Here is a 22,873-nt window from a genome sequence, read left to right as displayed (position 1 = left end):
CTTTTCTTTAATGTTGTACGAATTTTGATGATGATGCGTTAGATGGTCAACGGCAATTCTTCGTTGAACTCCTAGTCGGTTTGAAGGTCAACATCGTTTTGCTGTTGAACTCCTAATCGGTTTGGAGGCTAACATCGTTTTGCCGTTGAACTCCTAATCGGTTTGGAGGCTAACATCGTTTTGCTGTTGAACTCCTAGTCGGTTTGAAGGCTAACACCATTTCACCGTTGACCTTCTAAACAGTTTGAAGGTCAACATCGTTTTGCCGTTGAACTCCTAGTCGGTTTGGAGGCTAACACCATTTCACCGTTGACCTTCTAACCCAATCTATTCATTAATCCCTGTGTGAACAGTGGTAGCCAGCAGTATAACCGGTGATGAGGGCACTCGTAATATTATAGCCCCCTGTATAACCGTGGATATCTAAAACTTCACCAGCAAAGTGTAGGCCATCAACCAGCTTGGATGACATGGTGGATGGTTGAATTTCTTTTAGGTTTACACCTCCACCTGTAACAAAGGCTTTTTCAATAGATTGTGTACCATTGACGGTAAATCTAAAACGTTTAAAGAATTCGACAATTTTTTGTCGTTCTTGATTGGAAACATGGTGACCACTATTATTCATATCAATGTCTAAGTATTCCAACATAAAGGTAATCAATCGTTCTTGATGCATATTCTTTAAGATATTTTTGAGGCTTTTATCGATATTATCTTTAATGAGTTTGTTTATATCCTCAGTTAATTTACCTTCTGAGATATCTGGGAAGAAATCGATTTGCATGGTAATATCCTGACGTTTTTGAGCTTGTTGTTCACGGTAGACAAACTGACTGCAACGAAGGGCCGCTGGACCACTGACTCCAAAGTGAGTGAAAATCATATCCATTTGATGGGTAATTCTTGGCTTTCCATTTTTCTTTAAAACAGAAAGGGCAACATCATCTAAGGAGATTCCTTTAAGTGTGCCATCTTTAAAGAATTTTTCATTTGAAGTAATTGGAACTTCAGTTGGAAATAACTCAGTAATTGTATGCCCAAGTGTTTTAGCAAATTTATGACCATCGCCTGTAGATCCAGTTTGAGGGACACTTTTCCCTCCAGTTGTTACGATCACATTTTTTGAATAAATGGTTTGATTATCCGTCGTTTTGACACCTGTGATGCGACCATCTTCGGATAAAACAGCTTGCACTTCAGTAGAATACTGTACGGTCACCTTATTTTCTTCTAGCTTCTCTAAGAAGACGTTCAATACATCCCGTGCCTTATTTGACACTGGGAACATACGGCCATGGTCTTCTTCCTTTAATTTCACACCGTTAGATTCTACGAAACGAATGATAGATTCGTTGTCAAAGACAGAAAAAGGACCATAGAGAAATTTACCATTACCTGGAATATGTTTAATGATTTCCTCATATGGCAGACGGTTTGTTACATTGCAACGTCCACCTCCTGAAATCAGTAGCTTTTTACCAAGTTTTTTGTTTTTTTCAATCAGTAGGACTTTATTATTATTTAAACTTGCAGCATAAGCAGCCATAATACCACTCACGCCACCACCAATGACTATCGTATCGTACATTTTCTTGCTCCTTTTAGTTTTAAAGTTTAATCTAATACATTATAATAATTTGTATGTTTAATATAGATAAGAAGGGTTAATTATGTCGGATCAGAAGAAGATGTTTCGCGGCACGTTCTTACTCACGGCCGCAACATTCACAACACAAATATTAGGTATGCTCTATCTCATCCCATTTTACAGCATTATGGGTGGAGAAGAAAATTTAGCTTTATATGGTTATGCATACACGCCATATACAATTATGTTATCAGTCGCAGCAGCAGGTGTACCAGGTGCTGTGTCTAAATTTGTGGCTAAATATAATGCACTAGGTGCCTATGAAACAAGTCGGAAATTATATAAATCAAGTTTGATTGTGATGATGGCCTCAGGCTTCATTGCCTTTTTAGCACTGTTTTTCCTAGCACCATATATCGCCGAAGCACAGAGTGCCGCTGGTGGTAGTGGTGACCATAGATGGAGTGCTGAAGACATCACAAGTGTTATCAGAGTGGTTAGTTTCGCAGTCATTGTCGTTCCATTCATGGCAACATGGCGTGGAATATTCCAGGGACATGAATCATTTGGTCCAACAAGTGCATCATCAGTTGTTGAACAAATCTTAAGAATTGCTGTCCTTCTAACTGGAGCTTTTGTTGTTATTAACGTCTTAGATGGATCTATAAAAACCGCTAACCAAATTGCTGTCTTCGCGGCTTTTGTCGGAGCAATTGGTGCAACACTCACACTTGCTGTTTTTTGGAGAAAGCGTAAGCCAATGATGCAACAACAAATCGGCACTGATACGAGTGGTATCAGTCTATCTTACGGGCAGATGTATAAGGAAATTATACGTTACGGCTTACCGTTTATTATTGTGAGTGTCAGTATTCCAGTTTTATTATTTATCGATCAGATGACACACAATAATGCATTGTCCCTAGCAGGTGTGCCTGGGTCCTTGCAGGATTCATGGTTTGGTATGTTGAACCTAACAACACATAAATTGGTAATGATACCAACTTCCTTTGCATCAGCCTTTGCAATTACTATTTTACCTTTTATAACGAAAAATTATCAGCAGAAGTTATTTGATAATGTACATGGTCAAGTAAAATCGATGATCTTAATGCTGCTATTTTTCGTGATTCCAGCAGGACTTGGTATGATGATCCTTGCTGCACCAATTTATACTGCCTTTTATAGCTACAACGAGGTTGGTATTATGATACTTACGATTTATGCACCGGTCAGTATCATTATTTCACTGTTTTCTGTTACTTGTTCAATTGTTCAAGGTATCGATAAACAGAGCCATACTTTCTATGTAGTCATCATCATGTTAATCGTTAAAGCTGTAATAAATATTCCATTGGTGATGTACTTCTACACAGTGGGTGCAGTTATGGGTACAGCGATTGCACTTGGAGTTGGTGTAATTATGAACTTAATTATTATTAAAAAATACGGTAAGATTCGTTTTAGTGCCTTCGTGATGCCAATCTTTAAAATTATAGTTTTAGCATTAGCAATGACATTAGTTGTTGAAGTCGTATACTACTTATTACTGATGAATATGAACCAACCACTGACGACAGTTACTGCAGTGATTGCTCTAGTGATCACAGTACCTATAGGAGTATTAGTTTATATGCTTATTGCCTTTAAAACAGGTATTGCAGATGAAGTGTTAGGTGAACGCGCTATGAAAATTCGTCGGAAAGTGAAGTTTTTATAAATGAGACTGGATAAATATCTTGCGAACGCAAACATTGGTAGCCGTAAAGAGGTTGGCAAGTGGATCCGTAAGGGCATGGTAAAAGTGAATGGTCAGATTGAAAAGCAAGTGAAAGCTGAAGTCACTTATGAAGATGAAATCACTTTCCAAGATGAACGCGTAAATTTAGAAGAGTATATCTATCTTATGATGAATAAGCCAACTGGTGTTATCTCGTCAACGGAGGAAGGACCAACAAAGACAGTCATCGATTTAATAGACCATCCTCAAAGAAAAGAGCTGTTTCCGGTTGGTCGTTTAGACAAGGACACGACAGGGCTTTTATTAATATCCAATGACGGAAAACTTGCCCACCGCCTTTTATCGCCTAAAAATGAACACTTTAAAACCTATCATGTCACTTTAAAAAATCAGGTTGATAACAAGGATGTTGAACACTTGGAAAACGGCATACAGTTGAAAGATTTTAAGACGAAGCCAGCTCAAGTTGAGCAAATCGATGCGCACCATCTTCACCTATCCATCAGTGAAGGAAAGTTTCACCAAGTTAAAAGAATGTTTCAAGCCTTGGATAATGAAGTTATCGCCTTAAAACGTGTTAAATTTGTGTCACTTGACCTAGATGAATCATTAAGAGAAGGGCAATGGCGTCACTTAACAACAGATGAAATAAAAAAATTGTAAATTTAAGTTTACCTTTGTTAATGCAGGGTATATTTCATATTAAGCAAAAGAATTATAATCAAGAATATGAGGTGTATCAAAATGGGAAAATTATTTAATTTTGTATTTAGAGTCGGGGCAGTACTTGGTATTGCATATGCTGCAAAAAAATTAGCTGATAATAAAGATGCTGTAAAAGCTGAATATAACAAAGCTAAGGAAGATCCTAAAGCTTATGCTCAAAACGTCCAAGAAAAAGCAACGGTTAAAGCACAAGAAGTACAGGAAAGAGCAAAGGAAGAATACGGTAAAGTAAAAGAAGACCCTAAAGCTTATGCTCAAAATGTACAGGAAAAAGCAACTGCTAAAGCTCAAGATGTACAAAATAAAGCAAGCGAACAAGTAGAAGTTGCTAAAAATAAAGCACAAGATGTACAAAATAAGGCTAAAGATGAATATCAAAAAGCAAAAGAAGACCCAGAAGCTTATAAGGAAAACTTAAAAGCAAAAGGGAAAGAACAAGTAGACCAAGCAAAAAAAGAAGTGAAGAAAGCTAAGGATAATTCTAATGAAGCAGTAGATGCTAAGCCAGATTCTGAAAACACTGATGATTTAGCTGAAAGAGAATCTACACTTGCAGATGAAGGCGGATTATCAAGCGATGAAGTTGAAAAAGAAGTAGAACAAGCTGAAAAAGAAAGCAACGTTGATGTAGTTGTAGATGAAGGTGACTATAACGAAAACCATAACGTTCATGTCGTAACTGACAAAAAGAAAAATGAAAAATAAGAATTAGAATTTTATAATTCGAATGAAAGGGAAATCTCGGGAGCTCGAGATTTCCCTTCTTTCTTTTAATGATGTATTAACTCAGTATATAATATAAGTAATGATACTTTGGGGGTTACATAATATGGATGCTAAACAGTTAGCTAACAAGTATAAAGATGAATTAATCAAAGACCTGATGGGACTGTTGGAAATCGACAGTGTAAAAGGGGAAAGTGAAGTAGATGCTCCAGTTGGCCATGGGCCAAAAAAAGCTTTGGAATACATGCTTGATCTTGGTAAGAGAGATGGGCAAGAAACGAAAATGGTTGGTAATTTAGCGGGGCACATAGAATTTGGTCAAGGTGATGACCTATTCGGTATTTTAGGGCATGTAGATGTTGTACCACCTGGTTCTGGTTGGACAACGCCACCATTTGAGCCTGTGATAAGGGACAATCAAATATACGCGCGTGGCGTCCAAGATGATAAAGGACCGACAATGGCAGCCTATTATGCTTTAAAAATTCTTCAGGCTGAGGGTTATGAATTCAACCAACGTGTTCGGGTTATCATTGGTACGGATGAGGAATCGGATTGGGAATGTACAACGAGATATTTTGAAACTGAAGAAATGCCGAGTGCTGGTTTTTCTCCTGATGCAGAGTTTCCAGTTATTCACGGTGAAAAAGGTATCACTTCTTTCAATATAGTCCAAACTGAACTGGAAGATGAGTTCATCGATGGTGATATTGAGCTTAAAGCATTTATATCTGGAGAACGCTATAATATGGTCCCAGAATCTGCTATGGCTAAATTAAAAGTGCTTGTTAACATGAGTGCCGTGATTCAATCATTTGAAAGCTATTTAAGAAAAACTAAGTTGTCCGGAGACTACGAAATAGATGGTGGCTTTTTAAAACTGGAGTTACAGGGACAAAGTGCGCATGGTTCGACTCCAGAAGAAGGAATTAATGCAGGTATAGAGCTATTACGATTCTTATATACTCTAGAACTCGATTCTAACGGGCGTCAATTTGTAAGTTTTGCAAATGACTATATCTTCGATAATTTTAAGGGGCAAGCTTTTAACATGGCACATCAGCACGAAGAATTAGGTGAAGTTAGTGTCAATACTGGAATGATTAACTATACTGAGGTTGACGGTGGCGATTTTGGTATCAACTTAAGATATCCACAAGGTTTAGATTTTGAAAAAGGAATCGAAGCTTTTAAGGACTTAATTAATGAAAAAGGATTTAATATAGAAGATATTCAAGATCAAGCACCACACTATGTCGATAAGAATGATGACCTAGTTGTGACACTTTTAGATAGTTATCGAAAACATGTAAATGATACGAGAGAAGCATTTACCATTGGCGGCGGTACATACGCACGTACCTTAAAACGCGGAGTTGCCTTTGGTGCAATGTTTAAAAACACAGTAGATACAATGCATCAAAAGGACGAGCATATGGATATAGATGAGTTGATTTTAGCTACTGCGATCTATATAGAAGCGATGTATCGATTGGCAGTTAAACATTAATCTATTCAATAAAGTATTTAATTTAGTTATAAAAACTGGTATACTTGCATATGCTATTTATTAATTTAAGAGATTTAAATGTTCGGTGAAAAGTTAACGTTTAACAACATTTAGTTTTTCTATTTAATAAAATCTTAGGTAAAATCACATTTATTCAGTACTAACATTGAGTTGGCAAAAGTATTCATTCTTTTGCTCTTGAAATAAAGCCATAAACGATATAAGATTTTAAACACGAACTAAATTTGCGCTATCCAAATACTTGCTAGCGCATTTTTTATTTGAACGAGGAAACGAGGTGTGAGAATTGGATCATTTCTATCAGCTCGGCTGGCAGTTAGATCCTTTAGGAGGCCCATCTGGGGAAGCTTACAAAGCAGAACAAGATGGTAGAAAACTCTTCCTAAAGCGCAATGCCAGTCCTTTCCTTGCTGCCTTATCCGCCGAAGGCATCGTCCCTAAACTTGTTTGGACGAAGCGTATCGAGACGGGAGAAGTTGTTACAGCGCAGCATTGGAAAAACGGCCGGGAGTTGACAAAAAGAGACATGGGTGGTGCAAGAGTCGCTGCTTTAATGAATAAAATTCATACGTCTCGTCAGTTGCTCACCATGTTAAAACGATTGGGCATGAAACCAATGCTTCCGGAAATTTTACTAAACAAAATACAGTCATCATTGTCACCGAAAGTGAATGCTCACCATGTTGTTAGAGACGCGATCCAATATCTTGAGAACAGAGTGCCTACAATCGATGTTAAGGATTGTCGAGTATGTCACGGTGATGTTAATCATCACAATTGGTTATTGTCCGATACCGATGAGTTATTCCTAGTGGACTGGGAAGGTGCAATGATTGCTGACCCTGCGATTGATTTAGGAATGATTTTATATCCTTATGTTGATCATTCAGAATGGCAAACTTGGCTTGACAATTACGGCGTTGAATTAACAAACGACTTAAGAGCACGTATGAAGTGGTACACGTTTGTTCAGGCGATTACGATGATTCAATGGTATGAAGACCGTAAACGATTTACAGAAATGAACGATTGGATTTTATTCCTGTCAAAAGTGATGGAGAAAGACCGTCTTATTTAAATTGAAAGAGTGAATACGTTTGAGAATGCGCAATAAACCATGGGCGTTTGACTACTTAGAGTCAAACGCTCATCTTGTGGATATTAATAATGAATATGCTAAAAAGATTAAGGACTTCTTTCCAGTTGACCGTGAGCTTCATATCGAAGTGGGCACAGGTATGGGGACCTTTATTACAACATTGGCAAGTCGAAATCCAGATATCAATTTCGTCGGTATTGAGCTCGACAAGAATGTTATGATTCGTGTTGTTGAAAAGGTAAAAGCCTTAGAATTAGATAACCTAAGGTTAGTACTGCTTGATGCTAATAAGATTATGGACTACTTTAACCCTAATGAAGTGGACAAACTTTACTTGAACTTTTCAGACCCTTGGCCTAAAAACCGCCATGCGAAAAGAAGGCTGACACACAGTGGGTTTTTATCGTCCTATAAATTAATATTAAAAAACGATTCTATTGTCGAGTTTAAAACTGATAATAGAGGGCTATTTGAATTTAGTTTACATTCGATGAATGCATTTGGTATGAGATTCCAAGCTCTTAATCTGGATGTACATGATAATGAACCAGAAGATAATATCAGAACTGAGTACGAGGAGAAGTTCTCAAGCCGTGGACATAAAATATACTGGATACAAGCATCTTTCTAAGGAAGGGTGCTTTTTTATATTCGTGTATTATCCTATAAAGAATGTTAAAATAATAGGATAAGAAGAATAGAGTGGAGGAATATTATGACACAGTTCGATTTTGATAAACAGACCACGCGTGAAGGTACATATAGTGTGCAATATGATGGCACAGAAGCCCTATTTGGACGGACTGGCCTAGCACCTTTTTGGATTGCAGATATGGATATCCAAACACCCGAAGTGATTCGCGATGCGATTAAAGCGCGTCTAGATAATGGAATCTTCGGCTACACAATGTGGCAGAATGAGCGTTTTTATGGGCCCATTAAACATTGGTGGAAGACTCGTTTTAATGTCGAGCTTGATAATGATAATATCCACTATGCAGCTTCAGTTTTATACACCGTAGGTGAAGTGATCAGACAAGTGACTGAAGAAGGAGACGGCGTTATACTAACGACACCTTCATATAATTCATTCCCTAATTTAATTAAAGGAAATGATAGAAAGATTGTTGAATCCCCATTAATTTACGATGCTGAAGTTAAAGAATACTTCCTAGACGTAGAAGGCTTCACTAAACTTTGTGAAGATGATTCAGTCACGCTTTATATTCACTGTAATCCTCATAATCCGACAGGCAAAGTTTGGTCTAAGGCGGAATTAGAAACTATTAAACGTATTTGTCAGGACAATAATGTATATTTGATTAGCGATGAAATCCATATGGACTTTGTTAGACCTAAGGAAGATTTTGTATCAATGGTTTCCTTAATCAATGAAAATGATCCTGTCTTAATTACAACTGGCCTTGGTAAATCGTTTAACCTGGCAAGCTTACCTCATTCATATTTCCTTACTAAAGATAGAAATATTACACAGGATATTAATAAAGCTATGGGAGGACGCTATAACGTAAATACAGCCTCCAGCCTTGCCTTAGTAGCAATCGAAGCCGCTTATAATGAATGCGGTGAATGGATGGATGAATTGAACGCTTATATTGAGGGCAATTTTAAATATATTAGCGATTATATCGATGAACATCTTGCTGATGATTTATCTTTTGATATTCCTAAAGCGACTTACTTAGGGTGGATTAGTTTTGAAAAATCAGGATTGGATGCTGAACTCGTTCACAAAGCACTTGTTGAAATAGGGGGCATTGCTGTTTCACCAGGTAAGTTGTATTTAGATCATGAAAATAAGCATTTCAGATTTAACGCAGCATCACCTAGATACAGAATTGAAGATGGTTTAGAAAGAATTAGAAAAACTTTCGAACAGATAAAATAAAAAAATCATGGAGATTACTGAATAGTAATCTCCATGATTTCAGCTGTATACGGGTCAGCTAGGAAGTTATACTTCACAGCGTTGTCATCGTTACCGACATGTAAAACCCCACTGATTGTATTTGTGTTAAGTCCGAAACGGTTTCTTCCGTCTGCTTGATAGTCTAATGAGATAAATGAAATATTCTCAAATTGTAAATGAAGATTATCAACAATTTTCTTAGTGTCGACTCTACGATGTAGACTCAACCACACAATTAATGGAACTACAGTCACAGCTAATAATGTAAATATAATTAAATTACGCTTCATATGTACATCCTCCTTAAAGCTCAGTTTACCATAGAATATAAGGGAAATAACAAGAAAAAGGGGTAATTTTATGGAACTATCACAAAAGACTTTAGAAAGAATGAAAACTTTAACGGAACTTCACGGTGCACCAGGGTTTGAAGATCAAGTTAGAGATTATATGAGAAGAGAGTTAAAGGACAATGCAGATGAACTCATCCAAGATGGTCTTGGAGGTATCTTTGCAGTTAAAAGAAGTAAGAAAGAGAATGCACCTAAGGTCATGGTAGCCGCACACATGGATGAGGTTGGCTTCATGGTAACTGAGTTAACAGATAATGGATTCATAAAATTTACGCCACTCGGTGGATGGTCAACAGATGTTTTGTTAAGTCAGCGTTTTAGTGTTCGAACTTCAGATAATGAGGAAATTGCTGGTGTAATTGGTAGTGTCCCAGTTCATTTTAGACGAGGAAATAATAAGGAAACTAAAATTGAGGACATGCTACTTGATGTTGGTGCAGATTCTAGAGAAGAACTTCTAGAGATGGGAATTAATTTAGGCGACTCAATTGTACCTAAAGTTGATTTCCAAGTACTTAAAAATGAGAAGAAATTACTTGCTAAGGCTTGGGATAATCGTTATGGCTGCTTAATTGCCATTGAAGTTTTGGAGGCACTGAAGGGTGTAGATTTAGATTGTGACTTATACATTGGAGCAAATGTTCAAGAAGAAGTCGGTCTTCGTGGTGCGAAAGCAAGTGCGAATTTAGTACAGCCAGATATTGCTTATGTTGTTGATTGTTCACCAGCAAACGACATGTTAGGTAAGAAAGACGACATGGGTAAAATTGGACAAGGTACATTATTGAGACTGATGGACAGAACGATGATTTTAGCGCCTAAGATGAGACAATTCTTAATAGATACAGCTGAAGAAAACGATATTAAATACCAATACTACACTTCACCAGGTGGAACAGATGCAGGGAGCATCCATGTATCTAATGATGGTGTCGTGAGTGCTGTTGTCGGAATTTGTTCCCGCTACATTCATACTGCAAACTCGATTATTAACTACGAAGATTATCTTCATGCAAATAAATTGTTAACTGAACTAATTAAAAAATCAAATAGAGAAACAATTGAAGAACTAAGAGGATAAACGATGAAGAAAATTTTACATCGATGGTTTATCGAAGCGATGAGCTTTATGGCGCTAGGCTTGTTTGGCTCCTTAATCATCGGTTTGATCATTAATACTATCGCTCAATATATCCCTTTTTTAAGTGGATTTTCAGCCATAGGAGACGCGGCTCAGAGTGTTACAGGTGCCGCCATTGGTGCAGCAATAGCTTATGGTTTAAAATCGCCGCCACTTGTTATATTTTCAACACTTGCAGTCAGTCAATATGCTTATGACCTAGGTGGTGCAGCAGCATCTTATATCGTGGCGCTGATTGTTATCGAGCTCGCAAGGTTATATCAGAGTAAGACAAAGCTTGATATCATCATCACCCCCTTATTAACCTTAACAATCGGACTCTTTAGTGCCTCATTTATTGGTGAGGCTGTAGGTGGCGTGATGACAGGCCTTGGTGACATTATCGTGTTTTCAACAGACCAGCAGCCTTTTGTTATGGGTGTCTTGGTCAGTGTCGTTTTCGGAGTGACACTCACTGCACCTTTATCTAGCGCTGCCTTGGCCTTGATGTTAGATTTAAACGGTTTAGCAGCAGCAGCTGCAGTGATTGGATGCTGTTGTCACATGGTCGGATTAGCTGCGATGAGCTATAAAGATAATGGTATTTCTGGTGTGATCTCTATAGGTCTAGGTACATCGATGTTACAAGTGCCAAATATTTTAAGAAATCCATTTATCATCATACCACCAGTATTATCGAGTGCGATCATTGCACCGATTATGACTGTGTTTTTCCCCATGGCTAACAATGCTGCTGGGGCAGGAATGGGAACGAGCGGTTTTGTTGGTCAAATAATGGCGATTGAAACGATGGGCTTGTCAGTATCAACAATCGTTTTGATATCAGTATTTCATATTATTTTACCTCTGATTATTACTTTGATATTCTATAAGCTGTTTAGTCACTTCGGCTTTATAAAAGCGGGAGATCAAGTGATACGTTTAGGAAAATAAATGTAGGAGGTCACCATGAATATATATAAATTTAAAAACTTAATTATTGAAAAATTGAATGAAAAAAATCTTGAGTTTAATGAAAAGTTTGATAGGGAAGAAGAAACACTCAGAGTTGAGAGAACTGATAACAATAAGGGTATCACAGTAGCCTTGTCTAAAGCTTTAACAAAGGCGAAAAATGATGATTCCCTCATTGATGAAATCGTTTATTATATTGATGAATCACTCAGAAGAATGGGTGAAGAAACGATCGATCCAAAAGAAGCGATGGTTTACCCGGTCATTCGTGCGACTAGTTTCCCAAAAGAAACCAAGGATGGTAAACACTTTATTGTTGAAGAACATACGAATGAAACCAATATCTATTATGCGATTGATTTCGATAAGAGCTATCGACTCATTGATGAAAATCTTCTAGAAGATATGAGTATGTCAAAAGAAGACATGAAGGTGCTTGCAAATAACAACTTAAAAAATTTAAAAATCGACTTGAAGAAGGAAACGATTCAAGAAAATGACTTTTACTTCGTCAATCACAATGACGGTTATGACGCTTCTAGAATATTAAATGTTGATTTTTTAAATGATATGTTGGGTCAAACAGAAGGTGAAATGTTAGTCGGACTGCCACACCAAGATGTGTTGATTATTGCAGATTGTAAAAATAATGTTGGCTATGACATAATGGCCCAAATGATGATGCAGTATTTTGCAGAAGGTCTAACACCAATTACGTCGCTGTCGTTCTCCTATGACGGAGATAAGCTTCAACCAGTGTTTATTTTAGGGAAACAAAAGAACTATAATAAAAAGAAAAATGACAAAGAATAGAGGGAATACTTTTGAGAATCACATACAATAAAGACCATATCGGTGATGTTTTACTTGTCACGATGAAAAAAGCAGATACAGTTTCTTATGATACAAAAGGTGATATTACATTAATCAAAGATGGCAATGAAGTTATTGGATTAAATATCTTCAATGCTTCGAGTCATTTTGACGATTTAGATGCATCATACAGAGACTATGAAAAAATGGTGCCTTTAATCAACGAACTTTTATCAAAAAATGATATTGAGTCTCTCGAATTTGATCTAAAGCCTAAATTTATAGTAGGTAAAGTAATAGAGAAGACACCACACCCAGATGCTGATAAACTAAATGTAACAAAAGTTGATGTAGGCACTGAACTATTACAGATCGTTTGTGGCGCACCGAATGTTGATGTAGAACAAAAAGTTGTCGTGGCATGTAATGGTGCCATTATGCCAAATGGTCTTTATATTAAGCCGTCCGTCTTACGTGGTGTAAATTCAAACGGTATGATTTGTTCTAAAAAGGAATTGAACTTAGAAGATGACGGAGTAAAAGGTATCTACATCCTCGATGATAGTTATAATGTCGGACAAATTTTTTCAGTCTAGTAAAGGTGTGATGAAATGACTAGAAGAAGGCGTGAGTTTAACAGAGAACGCTCTAATAAAGAAGAAAAGAAGGAAACTTTTAAATTTCCTATGGATTTAGATGGTTCAAATCTAGTAAATGATGATCGTAGTGTCGAGACTCCGTCTAATTCGACACCTGACTATGTTAAGCGACCTAAAAGAGAGTCAAGGCATCTAGATACAAAACCATCTGTTAAAAGACCCACACGTTATACAATCTTAAAAGCGAGAGAAGTGCCATCTGCGATCCACGGCCTAAACAAAAAAACAGAACCTGTAGATGAGCGCGAAAGATATTTAGAAAAATTTAAGAACTATAATTCTGTCATTGTTGACAACATTGTTAAAGAAAGGCAGAAAAAAGAAAAGCGTAAGAATGTACTTAAGCGTAAAGAGCAACAACGACGTTTAGATTTAGCGCTTGAAGAGAAGAAGCGTAAGGCACAAAAAGCGAATGGTGAAGTGAAAAGAACAGGGGCAACCGTAACGAAAAAAGACAACGATGCTCTGAGTGTATTAGGTTCTAAACAAAATAGCTTAAAACAAAAGCAACAAGCGGTGTCGGCTAAACGGGTTGGACCAAACGTGAGCCAACCTGGTGTGAGTATATTAGGTCAGGCACAAAATAGTCACTATAAAGAAATGGATAAGTCATTAAGTGAACGAATCAATCAAGCTTTTGATACACTAGATGTGGAGGGTAGAGTGATTGATTACACATCTAATGGTATTATAGGACGCTATGAAGTAAAACTTAATCGTTCATTCAGAGTGTCTAATATTCCGCGTTTAAATCAGGCACTAAAAGAAGCGCTCGGTTTAGAACATTTACGCATTATGTCTTCTTTAATCGGAGCATCGAACATCGGCCTAGAAGTACCTTTACAAGATGTGAGCCCTATTCATTTTAGAACATTATTTGAATCTAGTAGCTTAAAACTTAGGAAGAATGATTTAAAATTTGCTGTAGGAAAAACAGTGGATGATAAAATCTTCTCATACGAGCTATCTAAGGCCGGTCATATTTTAATATATGGTAATCAGCCGAATTACGATGTGCATCCAATCGATAATATTATGTTGTCATTATTAATGAATCATAACCCTCATGACCTAAATACATCTGTTGTTGCAGAATCAGATGACTATGATGATTATCTAGATGTACCTCATGCTTTTGGTTCTAAAATTAGTCCATCACATCCCGACGCTTTGTTGGAAATTTTAACTGAACTTAATGAACGTAACGTTCAGTTTAGACGTGCACATGTAAGAAATATTCAAAGTTATAATAATCGTGTTAAATATGAAAGCCAAAAGTCAACGATGGTCGTTATTATTGATGACTTGGAAACATTAATTAATAATGAAAACGCTGATGTCCCAAGGGCACTCGTGCAAATTTTACGTCAAGGCAAGCCCTTAGGAATACATGTTTTGGCAAACTTTAAAAATAAAGATAATGGCATTAGATATGAACTTTTACAATTAATGCAAACAAAAATTTCCTTCTTCGACAAAGATAATGGTGCGGTAAATACTGCACATGAGTTGACAGAAGGTAACGATACGTTAGTTGTCATTCCGACTTCTAATAAGCCAAACCGTGTGTCGATTGGAACAATTGATAACAGTGTAAGGCAAAGTGTGTTTGATCACATAAAACATAATAATCGATGAAAGATTGGTGTAATCGTGAAGAAATATCATTTTATCGGAATAAAAGGTGCGGGTATGAGTGCCTTAGCTCAGGTATTACATGACATTGGACATACCGTTCAAGGCTCTGATATTACAAATGAAGTGTTTACTGAAGGACCACTCCGTAAAAAGGGTATAAAAATACTTCCATTCTCTGAAGATAATATTGTTGAAGGGATGACATATATAGCAGGTAATGCTTTTAAAGATGATCATCCTGAAATTAAAAAAGCGAGAGACTTAGGTTATGAAGTGGTGCGTTATCATGTATTCCTTGCTGAGTTTATGAGCAATTATATATCAGTTGCGGTCACTGGTGCACATGGTAAGACTTCTACAACAGGCCTCTTGAGTCATGTGATGAATGGCTCGGTAGATACAACTTATCTAATCGGTGACGGTACTGGTTTTGGACTACCAAAAAGTGAATACTTTACATTTGAGTCGTGTGAATATAAACGCCATTTTCTGAGCTATTATCCGGACTATGCCATCATTACTAATATAGACTTTGATCATCCCGATTACTTCAAAGATATTTCAGATGTCGTTGATGCTTTTAAAGAGATGGCATCACAGGTGAAAAAAGCAATTGTTGCTTACGGTGGTGACGCTCACATACAAGAAATAAAAGATTTAGGGAAAAAAGTCGTGACTTACGGTATTGATAGCGATGATGATATTGTTGCAGAGAATGTTGTCGTTAGTGAGAATGGTACAACCTTTGATGTAAAAATTGATGGCGCCTACTTTGAAACTTTTAAAACACCAATGTTTGGTGACCATTTAATTTTAAACTCACTTGCTGTCATCGGAATTGCTTACTTAGAAAAATTAGATATTGAAGCGATAAAAGCTTCATTCTTAAGCTATGGTGGCGTCAAACGTCGATTTTCAGAAACTAAACTTCACAACATGGTGATCGTCGATGATTATGCACATCACCCGAAAGAAATTGAAGCAACTCTAGAAACCGCACGTAAAAAATACCCAAATAGAGAGATTATTTCAGTCTTTCAACCGCATACTTTCTCACGAACAGAGAAATTCTTAAAAGAATTTGCAACAGCCTTATCTGCTTCAGATAAAGCCTATATTGTTGATATTTTTGGATCAGCTCGGGAAGCAAGTGGTAATTTAACGTCAAGAGATTTAGTTGACTTAATAGACGGTGCAGAATCTCTGTCTGAAGCAAACTTAGAAAGTTTAGATCAACACTCAGATGGAGTGATTATCTTTATGGGTGCGGGTGACATTCAAAAATATGAAAAACGCTTCACAGAATTATTATCTTAAACAATAAAATAATTGAAATTTATGTTTATTGCTATGAAATTTAGGCTATGATAATTAAGAAAACAGTTAAGAAATATTGGAGGCGTTAAAATGGATTGGCAAATAGTTTTATACATTGCCGCAGGCGTAGCTGCGATTGCATTTTTAGTATTATGTATCGCGATTGCAGTTGTATTATTCTCAGTTAAGAAAAACTTAGACCACGTAGCTGATACACTCGATGGTTTAGATGGACAAATTCAAGGTATTACACGTGAATCTACTGACTTACTTCACAAATCAAACAGACTTGTTGAAGATATTCAAGGTAAATCAGAAAAACTTAATGCTGTTGTAGATGCTGTTCAAGGTGTTGGTTACTCTGTCACTAACTTGAATGATTCAGTTGATCGTGTGACAAATTCAATTACTCACAACATTTCACAAAATGAAGAGAAAATCTCACAAGTTGTTCAATGGTCAAATGTTGCAATGGAAATTGCAGACAAATGGCAGTTAAGACAACAACAAAGAAATAATGCTTACGGTAAGGTTAACGTACAAAATGACGAAAACTTGTAAGTGTAATGATTAATCCTGTTTGGAGGTAAAATCATGGAAACGTACAATAGAGACAGACACATTCAAGGCATCGACACATATGATGCTACTGTCGAACGATCTACTGGCAGAGACTTCACTTTCGGACTTGCACTTGGTCTTCTAGCGGGTGTAGTCGGCGGATTGTTTATCGCACCGAAATCGGGAGATGCATTACGCGATGACATTAAACGATTACAGGATTCAGTTAAAAATGAGGATGGACACGATGGTCCTTCATTTACTGAAGTGTTAGATGAGAAGTTTGGAGATGTTAAAGAGAAAGTGCTTCACAAGAAAGCAGAACTAGATGAGAAATCTAGAGTAAAGAAACTTGATTCTGAGGATGTCCAAGCTCAAAAGAGAGCAATAAGAGATGAAGTTGCAGATGATAATTTAGACAAAGCGAATGTTGTTGATATGTCAAAATACGTCGATAAGTAAGCTTTTCAAAGAAAAGAATATGAGTATTTTATTCAGTCACTACATGTGACTGAATTTTTTTGTTATAATGTTTGTATATTTGTGCTATGAGAGTGCTAACATTTTTGATATATTAATATATATAAAACGCTTACATTTCACTATTAGACTCGGAGGGATATTATGACAGTAACGATATACGATGTGGCTAGAGAAGCAAAAGTCTCCATGGCAACAGTTTCTAGAGTCTTAAATGGTAATCCAAATGTCAAACCAGAAACAAGGAAAAAAGTTAAAGATGTTATAGACAGGTTAAACTACAGACCAAATGCTGTTGCGAGAGGTCTAGCAAGTAAAAAAACAACGACGGTCGGCGTTATTATTCCTGATATATCAGACCTTTATTATTCTGCACTTGCAAGAGGCTTAGAAGATATTGCAGAAATGTATAATTATCAAATTATTATTACAAATACAGATCAGGATCCAAGAAAAGAGGAAAATGCCTTCTTAAACTTAGTGAGTAAACAAGTTGATGGTATTGTATTTCTTGGTGGTAAGTTAAACGATAAGGTAAGAGAAGATATTTCTTCATCAAATGTGCCTGTTGTAATCTGTGGTAGTGGGGAAGTCGAAAGTGACATACCGAGTGTCAACATTAACTATTTTGAGGCTGCTAAAGAAGCGGCAACAAAATTTATTAAAGATGACACCAAGAACATCGGTTTCATTACAGCTGGCTATTCACGTTTCCAGGAAAACCGTATGGTTGAAGGTATGAAAGCCGCTTATAAAGAAGCTGGATTAAATGGTGATGACTATTTAATGGTTGAAGATGCTGCTGATTATGATAGTGGTAAAGAAATTTTCGGTGATCTGATGGAGAAAGAAAGAGATGCAGTAATTGTCATTAGTGACGAAGCTGCAATCGGTATTTTACATGGTGGTCACGATCACGGCGTTGCGATGCCACAAAGGTTACAAATCATCAGCTGTTCAAATACAAGGCTTGTTACAATGGTTAGACCGAAAATTTCGAGCATTGCAGTACCACTTTATGATTTAGGTGCTGTTGGCATGCGTTTATTAACTAAATTAATGAACGAAGAGAGTGTGGATACGACAATGGTTGAATTACCACACCGTATCGATTATAGAACGACAACTAGATAGTGATACACATGAACGCTTACTAGAGATGGACATTTTCGTCCGTCCTAAGTAGGTGTTTTATTTTGTAATTGTATAAAAAAGCGTATGCCTCGGTTTTAGGCATACGCTTTACATTTATTGTTCAAAATACATTAAAATTCTATTTAAAGTATTTTGATTTTTCTCTGTTATTTCCTTTCGTCGAGGAATTTCCATATAATCTTCTAGTGTATCCTCCCAATTGAGCGGAAAATCGACCTTGCATTCATCTTTATATTTTTCTATAAAGCAAGTAGGCAAGAGACCTCTCGGTGCTTTTTCTTCATTCATAGCCAACCAAATCTGACTCCACATTCTTGGAACGACCTGCCATATATTATAGCCACCACCACCGATAGCAATCCATTTACCGTTCGTATATTGATCGGCCATTTTTTTAACAAACCTAGGTATTTCTTCAAATGATTTTGACGTCAATGATAAGTGAGTCATTGGATCTCTAAAATGTGCATCGACACCATTTTGACTGAGTATGAGATCAGGCTTGAATTTTTGAATCGCACCTTCTAAAGATTTCTTAAATACTTCTAGAAAAGAATCATCTTCAGTGAATGCATCGATTGGTAAGTTGACCGTATATCCAAATCCTTCTTCAGTCCCTCTTTCTGTTACGCTACCTGTCCCTGGGAAGAGGTAACGTCCTGTTTCATGTATAGATAAGGTCGCAACATCATTACGTCCGTAAAAAGTCCATTGTACACCATCGCCATGATGAGCATCTGTATCTACATAGAGTACGGTCTTATTATAATTCTGGACGATGTATTCACAGGCAACTGCAGCATCGTTATAGATACAAAAGCCGCTTGCTTTACCACTAAAGCCGTGATGAAGACCACCAGATAAATTAACTGCTTGATTCGTTTTTCCAGTCATAACAAGGTCCACTGCTGTCAGTGTGGCTCCGACGAGTAGGGCAGACTTTTCATGCATATCTTTGAAACTTGGTGTGTCCTCAGTTTCTAAGCCGTACTTAATCAGTTCTTCGGCTGATAACAAACTATGACCTGCATCTTGAACAGCTTGAATATATGCACTTGAGTGCACTAAGGAGAGTTCTTCAATAGTAGCAGTTCTTGGTTTAACAATATGTTCTGTAGTTAAATAACCACTGTCTCTTAACAAGTCAGTGGTTAACTTTAGCCGCATCTGATTAAAAGGATGACTGTCACTAAAGCGATATTTTAATAATTCATCATCATAAATGTATAGAGGTTTCATCAATGCATCCCACCCGGACTAATCACATTAAAGCCTGAAGCTTCTAATTTTTCTATTGCGATGAGCGGGTTCATGGCCTCAATTCTTAAGACAATGATTTTGTTGCCTTTGACTTCAGTATTTGGATAAATTGAGATACTGGCGATTTTCATGTTTAAATCTTTAAATATTTTACCTAGATCATATATAATTCCCATCCGGTCCTTGATATCTATTTCGATAATGGAACCAGGCTCTCTAATACCTGTTAATTCTAAAAATGTATTTAACATATCCTTTTGAGTGACAATGCCTACTAATTCCTTACCGCTCATCACTGGGATTGCCCCAATACTATAATGGTAAAAGTCCTTGGCGATTTCTTCGACAAAATCTAGTGGATGACAAGTTGTCACTTGTTGTCTCATAATTTTTTTAAGTTCTAGGTCCAAAGAAATTTCAGTATCACCACCTGCAATGGAAGGAAGCGCGAGATTGAGGTCTTTATCGGAAATAATTCCTACAAGATCGCCAGCATCGTTAACAATCGGTACGTGTCGAATTGCTAAGCTGCTCATCATGTTCATTGCATCGTGGATTGTATCATTCTCATGTAGAGTTTTAACTTGGCTGGTCATAATCTTTTCTACTAACATTCAATACGCACCTTTCGTCAGATTAAAAATCTGTTTTTAAAACGAATTTCATCGAATTGTTGCATTTGTTCATCATTTATATTGCGGCCAATTCTAGCCATTAAAGTATTGGCTGGGTGGCCAGTAATTTCTGGGTCATTCGTTTGAAATACTTCATAGCCTGCACGTTGCATCAATTTAATCATTAAATTTTTATATTCATAGACATCGAGACCACTGTTTTTTAAGTCCCAGTGCCAGTAATATTCTGTCGTAATTATGATGTAATTTTCGACAAAATGATCCTTGATAGATAACTCTAGCATGTGACTGGCTAGGCTATAGCCTCTATATGGTAAAGTGACTTCCACTGCACCGAGTTCCATTATGAAGGGGAGATTTCCATCTGACCATCTCTCAAGTGGGTCGGGATGTAAGAAGGTGACGTAACCAATAATATGGTCATCAATTCTGCATATAATAATGCGCCCTTCATTTAAATCTGCAATTTCTAAAAGTGCTTGGAATTGGTCTTTAGGCTGCCTAAAGGCATCTAAGCCATCATCAAATGTAAAATGTTTTAGTTCATCTGATGTGAGTGGACCTTCTATAATTACAGTGTAATCGTTAGCGTTAGTTTCTGTTTTATAGTACGTTTTCTGATGCTTCAACGAAACACCCCTTAAAGAAATTTATATACGTTACTACTCATCTATATTATATATTAGAGTGAATATATACTAAAGTGAAAACGGTTTATTTTTTTGTGGGAAAATTCTAGGAATTTAGTCTTTTTCATAGAATTTTAAATCATCTTTCAATATAATGGCTATATAAACGGAATTAATATCACAAACAAGGGGCGTCGTTAAGATGAAAGTAGAAACATACAAAGCAACAGATCAACAAGCAAACATGCCGAATTACGAAGCGGCGAAAGAAAACCTATCTTGGGAAGAAGTAAGTAAACAATTTTCATGGTATGAAACCGGTAAAGTAAATATGGCATATGAACTGATTGACCGTCATGTCGATGACGGATATGGGGATAAGATTGCCCTTCATTACAAATTAGATGATGAGATTCAATCATTTACTTTTAAAGAAATTCAAGAAAAATCAAACCAGGCTGCTAATGTATTAAAAGATATAGGGGTAAAAAAAGGAGACCGTGTCTTTATCTTCATGGCACGCTCACCTGAATTATACTTCTCTCTTTTAGGTGCTTTAAAAATCGGTGCAATTGTTGGACCATTATTTGAAGCTTTCATGGAAAAAGCAGTAAAAGATAGACTAGAAAATAGTGATGCGTCAACAGTGATTACGAGTACTGAACTCGTCGGGAGAATCCCAGTTGATGAATTACCGGAACTAAAAAACGTTGTTGTCGTAGGTGATAATGTCGATGATCAATGTATTGACTATCGAAGCCTAGTGAAAGACGCATCAGTTGATTTTGAAATAGAATGGTTAGACCGAGAAGATGGCTTAATTCTCCATTACACTAGTGGTTCGACTGGTCAACCAAAAGGTGTATTGCACGTTCAAGAAGCTATGATTCAGCAGTATATTTCAGGTAAATATGTTTTAGATTTAAAAGAAGATGATGTGTATTGGTGTACAGCTGACCCAGGCTGGGTAACAGGTACATCTTACGGCATTTTTGCACCTTGGTTGAACCGTGCAACAAATGTCATCGTAGGTGGAAGATTTTCACCTGAATCATGGTATGATGCTTTAGAAAAGCTAAAAGTAACGGTTTGGTATAGTGCACCAACGGCCTTTAGAATGCTGATGGGTGCAAGTGATGATATTGTTGAAAAATATGACTTATCATCACTAAGACATATCTTATCAGTTGGTGAACCTCTAAATCCAGAAGTAGTAAAATGGGGAATGGACGTGTACGGTCTAAGAATCCATGATACATGGTGGATGACAGAAACGGGTGCACATATGATTGTTAACTTCCCATCTATTGACATTAAAGCAGGTTCAATGGGTAAACCACTACCAGGTATAGAAGCAACAATAGTTGATGACCAAGGACAAGAGTTACCGCCTAACCGTATGGGGAACCTTGCACTTAAAGCAGGTTGGCCAGCCATGATGAGAGAGATTTGGAAGAATAAACCTAAATATGATTCTTATTTCATCGGTGACTGGTATATTTCCGGTGACTCAGCTTACATGGATGAAGAAGGCTATTTCTGGTTCCAAGGGCGAGTGGACGATGTCATCATGACAGCTGGTGAAAGAGTTGGACCATTTGAAATCGAATCTAAACTTGTTGAACATGAGGCAGTTCAAGAAGCGGGTGTGATTGGTAAGCCTGATCCAATTCGAGGTGAAATTGTTAAGGCATTCATTGCTTTAAGAGATGGTTATGAACCTACCGATGAATTGAAAGAAGAAATTAGAGTGTTCGTGAAAAATGGTTTAGCTGCACACGCTGCACCAAGAGAAATTGAATTTAAAGATAGTCTTCCTAAAACACGCAGTGGTAAGATTATGAGACGTGTACTAAAAGCTTGGGAATTAGACTTGCCGGCGGGCGATTTATCATCCATGGACGATAACTAAATCAAAAATTTATTGAAAAAAT

Annotated in this window: 22 protein-coding genes; 17 read left to right on the top strand and 5 right to left on the bottom strand. The window is 36.9% G+C overall.

Going from position 1 to position 22,873, the window contains the following annotated elements; translation table 11 throughout:
* Window positions 1-334 precede the first annotated feature (334 nt).
* The gene (locus V6E76_RS10265; protein WP_247352570.1) at window positions 335-1,591 is read right to left on the bottom strand and encodes a BaiN/RdsA family NAD(P)/FAD-dependent oxidoreductase; all 1,257 of its coding nucleotides are present in this window, start codon (window positions 1,589-1,591) and stop codon (window positions 335-337) included.
* 82 nt (window positions 1,592-1,673) lie between these two features.
* On the opposite strand from V6E76_RS10265, the gene V6E76_RS10260 reads away from it, so the two are divergent.
* The 7 genes from V6E76_RS10260 (at window position 1,674) to V6E76_RS10230 (ending at window position 9,323) form a co-directional block, all read left to right on the top strand.
* Window positions 1,674-3,311 carry a polysaccharide biosynthesis protein gene (locus V6E76_RS10260; RefSeq protein ID WP_247352568.1) on the top strand — a complete coding sequence of 546 codons (1,638 nt, stop codon included), beginning with the start codon at window positions 1,674-1,676 and terminating at the stop codon, window positions 3,309-3,311.
* Window positions 3,312-3,995 (top strand): pseudouridine synthase, encoded by a 684-nt coding sequence (locus V6E76_RS10255; protein ID WP_247352566.1) that lies wholly within the window; start codon window positions 3,312-3,314, stop codon window positions 3,993-3,995. It begins immediately after the preceding gene.
* An 81-nt stretch (window positions 3,996-4,076) separates the two neighbouring features.
* On the top strand, window positions 4,077-4,763 hold the full coding sequence (locus V6E76_RS10250; RefSeq protein ID WP_247352564.1) for a hypothetical protein: 687 nt from the start codon (window positions 4,077-4,079) through the stop codon (window positions 4,761-4,763).
* 124 nt (window positions 4,764-4,887) lie between these two features.
* Window positions 4,888-6,294, top strand: coding sequence for a dipeptidase PepV (gene pepV / locus V6E76_RS10245; protein WP_247352562.1), 1,407 nt, complete (start codon window positions 4,888-4,890; stop codon window positions 6,292-6,294).
* A 307-nt stretch (window positions 6,295-6,601) separates the two neighbouring features.
* A complete protein-coding gene (locus V6E76_RS10240; RefSeq protein ID WP_166626806.1) occupies window positions 6,602-7,393 on the top strand; it encodes a phosphotransferase family protein in 792 nt (263 codons plus the stop codon).
* 19 nt (window positions 7,394-7,412) lie between these two features.
* Window positions 7,413-8,045 carry a tRNA (guanosine(46)-N7)-methyltransferase TrmB gene (trmB, locus tag V6E76_RS10235; RefSeq protein ID WP_247352560.1) on the top strand — a complete coding sequence of 211 codons (633 nt, stop codon included), beginning with the start codon at window positions 7,413-7,415 and terminating at the stop codon, window positions 8,043-8,045.
* Between the two features lie 84 nt (window positions 8,046-8,129).
* Window positions 8,130-9,323, top strand: coding sequence for an aminotransferase class I/II-fold pyridoxal phosphate-dependent enzyme (locus V6E76_RS10230; RefSeq protein WP_247352558.1), 1,194 nt, complete (start codon window positions 8,130-8,132; stop codon window positions 9,321-9,323).
* Between the two features lie 14 nt (window positions 9,324-9,337).
* On the opposite strand, the gene V6E76_RS10225 is transcribed toward V6E76_RS10230, so the two are convergent.
* On the bottom strand, window positions 9,338-9,634 hold the full coding sequence (locus V6E76_RS10225; protein WP_247352556.1) for a hypothetical protein: 297 nt from the start codon (window positions 9,632-9,634) through the stop codon (window positions 9,338-9,340).
* A gap of 70 nt (window positions 9,635-9,704) precedes the next feature.
* Here V6E76_RS10225 and V6E76_RS10220 point away from each other — a divergent pair, with 70 nt between their 5' ends.
* The 9 genes from V6E76_RS10220 to ccpA all read left to right on the top strand — a co-directional run bounded on the left by V6E76_RS10220 (window position 9,705) and on the right by ccpA (window position 18,394).
* A complete protein-coding gene (locus tag V6E76_RS10220; protein WP_247352554.1) occupies window positions 9,705-10,778 on the top strand; it encodes a M42 family metallopeptidase in 1,074 nt (357 codons plus the stop codon).
* A gap of 3 nt (window positions 10,779-10,781) precedes the next feature.
* On the top strand, window positions 10,782-11,771 hold the full coding sequence (locus V6E76_RS10215; RefSeq protein WP_247352551.1) for a PTS sugar transporter subunit IIC: 990 nt from the start codon (window positions 10,782-10,784) through the stop codon (window positions 11,769-11,771).
* Window positions 11,772-11,786: 15 nt separating this feature from the next.
* Entirely contained in the window at window positions 11,787-12,605 is an 819-nt protein-coding gene (locus V6E76_RS10210) for a DUF1444 family protein (protein ID WP_247352550.1), read from the top strand.
* Between the two features lie 11 nt (window positions 12,606-12,616).
* Window positions 12,617-13,201: a YtpR family tRNA-binding protein gene (gene ytpR, locus V6E76_RS10205; RefSeq protein WP_247352548.1), complete on the top strand. Its 585-nt coding sequence runs from the start codon at window positions 12,617-12,619 to the stop codon at window positions 13,199-13,201.
* A 15-nt stretch (window positions 13,202-13,216) separates the two neighbouring features.
* On the top strand, window positions 13,217-14,902 hold the full coding sequence (locus tag V6E76_RS10200; protein ID WP_247352545.1) for a DNA translocase FtsK: 1,686 nt from the start codon (window positions 13,217-13,219) through the stop codon (window positions 14,900-14,902).
* Window positions 14,903-14,917: 15 nt separating this feature from the next.
* Entirely contained in the window at window positions 14,918-16,219 is a 1,302-nt protein-coding gene (gene murC / locus V6E76_RS10195) for a UDP-N-acetylmuramate--L-alanine ligase (RefSeq protein WP_247352543.1), read from the top strand.
* A 90-nt stretch (window positions 16,220-16,309) separates the two neighbouring features.
* Complete coding sequence (locus V6E76_RS10190; protein WP_247352541.1) at window positions 16,310-16,780, top strand: DUF948 domain-containing protein; 471 nt, start codon at window positions 16,310-16,312, stop codon at window positions 16,778-16,780.
* A gap of 33 nt (window positions 16,781-16,813) precedes the next feature.
* Window positions 16,814-17,242, top strand: a complete 429-nt coding sequence (locus tag V6E76_RS10185) for a YtxH domain-containing protein (protein ID WP_198687538.1) — start codon at window positions 16,814-16,816, stop codon at window positions 17,240-17,242.
* A 162-nt stretch (window positions 17,243-17,404) separates the two neighbouring features.
* Window positions 17,405-18,394 (top strand): catabolite control protein A, encoded by a 990-nt coding sequence (gene ccpA / locus V6E76_RS10180; protein WP_247352539.1) that lies wholly within the window; start codon window positions 17,405-17,407, stop codon window positions 18,392-18,394.
* Window positions 18,395-18,508: 114 nt separating this feature from the next.
* On the opposite strand, the gene V6E76_RS10175 is transcribed toward ccpA, so the two are convergent.
* Genes V6E76_RS10175 through V6E76_RS10165 form a run of 3 tightly spaced genes read right to left on the bottom strand, consistent with a single transcriptional unit; the run spans window position 18,509 to window position 20,939 of the window.
* Window positions 18,509-19,654 (bottom strand): acetoin utilization protein AcuC, encoded by a 1,146-nt coding sequence (locus tag V6E76_RS10175; protein ID WP_247352537.1) that lies wholly within the window; start codon window positions 19,652-19,654, stop codon window positions 18,509-18,511.
* Window positions 19,654-20,289, bottom strand: coding sequence for a CBS and ACT domain-containing protein (locus V6E76_RS10170; RefSeq protein WP_247352534.1), 636 nt, complete (start codon window positions 20,287-20,289; stop codon window positions 19,654-19,656). The genes V6E76_RS10175 and V6E76_RS10170 overlap by 1 nt, the downstream gene beginning before the upstream one ends.
* Before the next feature lie 17 nt (window positions 20,290-20,306).
* Window positions 20,307-20,939, bottom strand: a complete 633-nt coding sequence (locus V6E76_RS10165; RefSeq protein ID WP_247352532.1) for an N-acetyltransferase — start codon at window positions 20,937-20,939, stop codon at window positions 20,307-20,309.
* 244 nt (window positions 20,940-21,183) lie between these two features.
* Here V6E76_RS10165 and acsA point away from each other — a divergent pair, with 244 nt between their 5' ends.
* A complete protein-coding gene (acsA, locus tag V6E76_RS10160; protein WP_499797809.1) occupies window positions 21,184-22,851 on the top strand; it encodes an acetate--CoA ligase in 1,668 nt (555 codons plus the stop codon).
* Window positions 22,852-22,873: the final 22 nt, after the last annotated feature.

Source organism: Jeotgalicoccus huakuii (assembly GCF_036665975.1).
Taxonomy (GTDB): domain Bacteria; phylum Bacillota; class Bacilli; order Staphylococcales; family Salinicoccaceae; genus Jeotgalicoccus; species Jeotgalicoccus marinus.
Note: the sequence above shows the minus strand (reverse complement) of the source record. Positions and strands in the feature narration are given on the sequence as shown.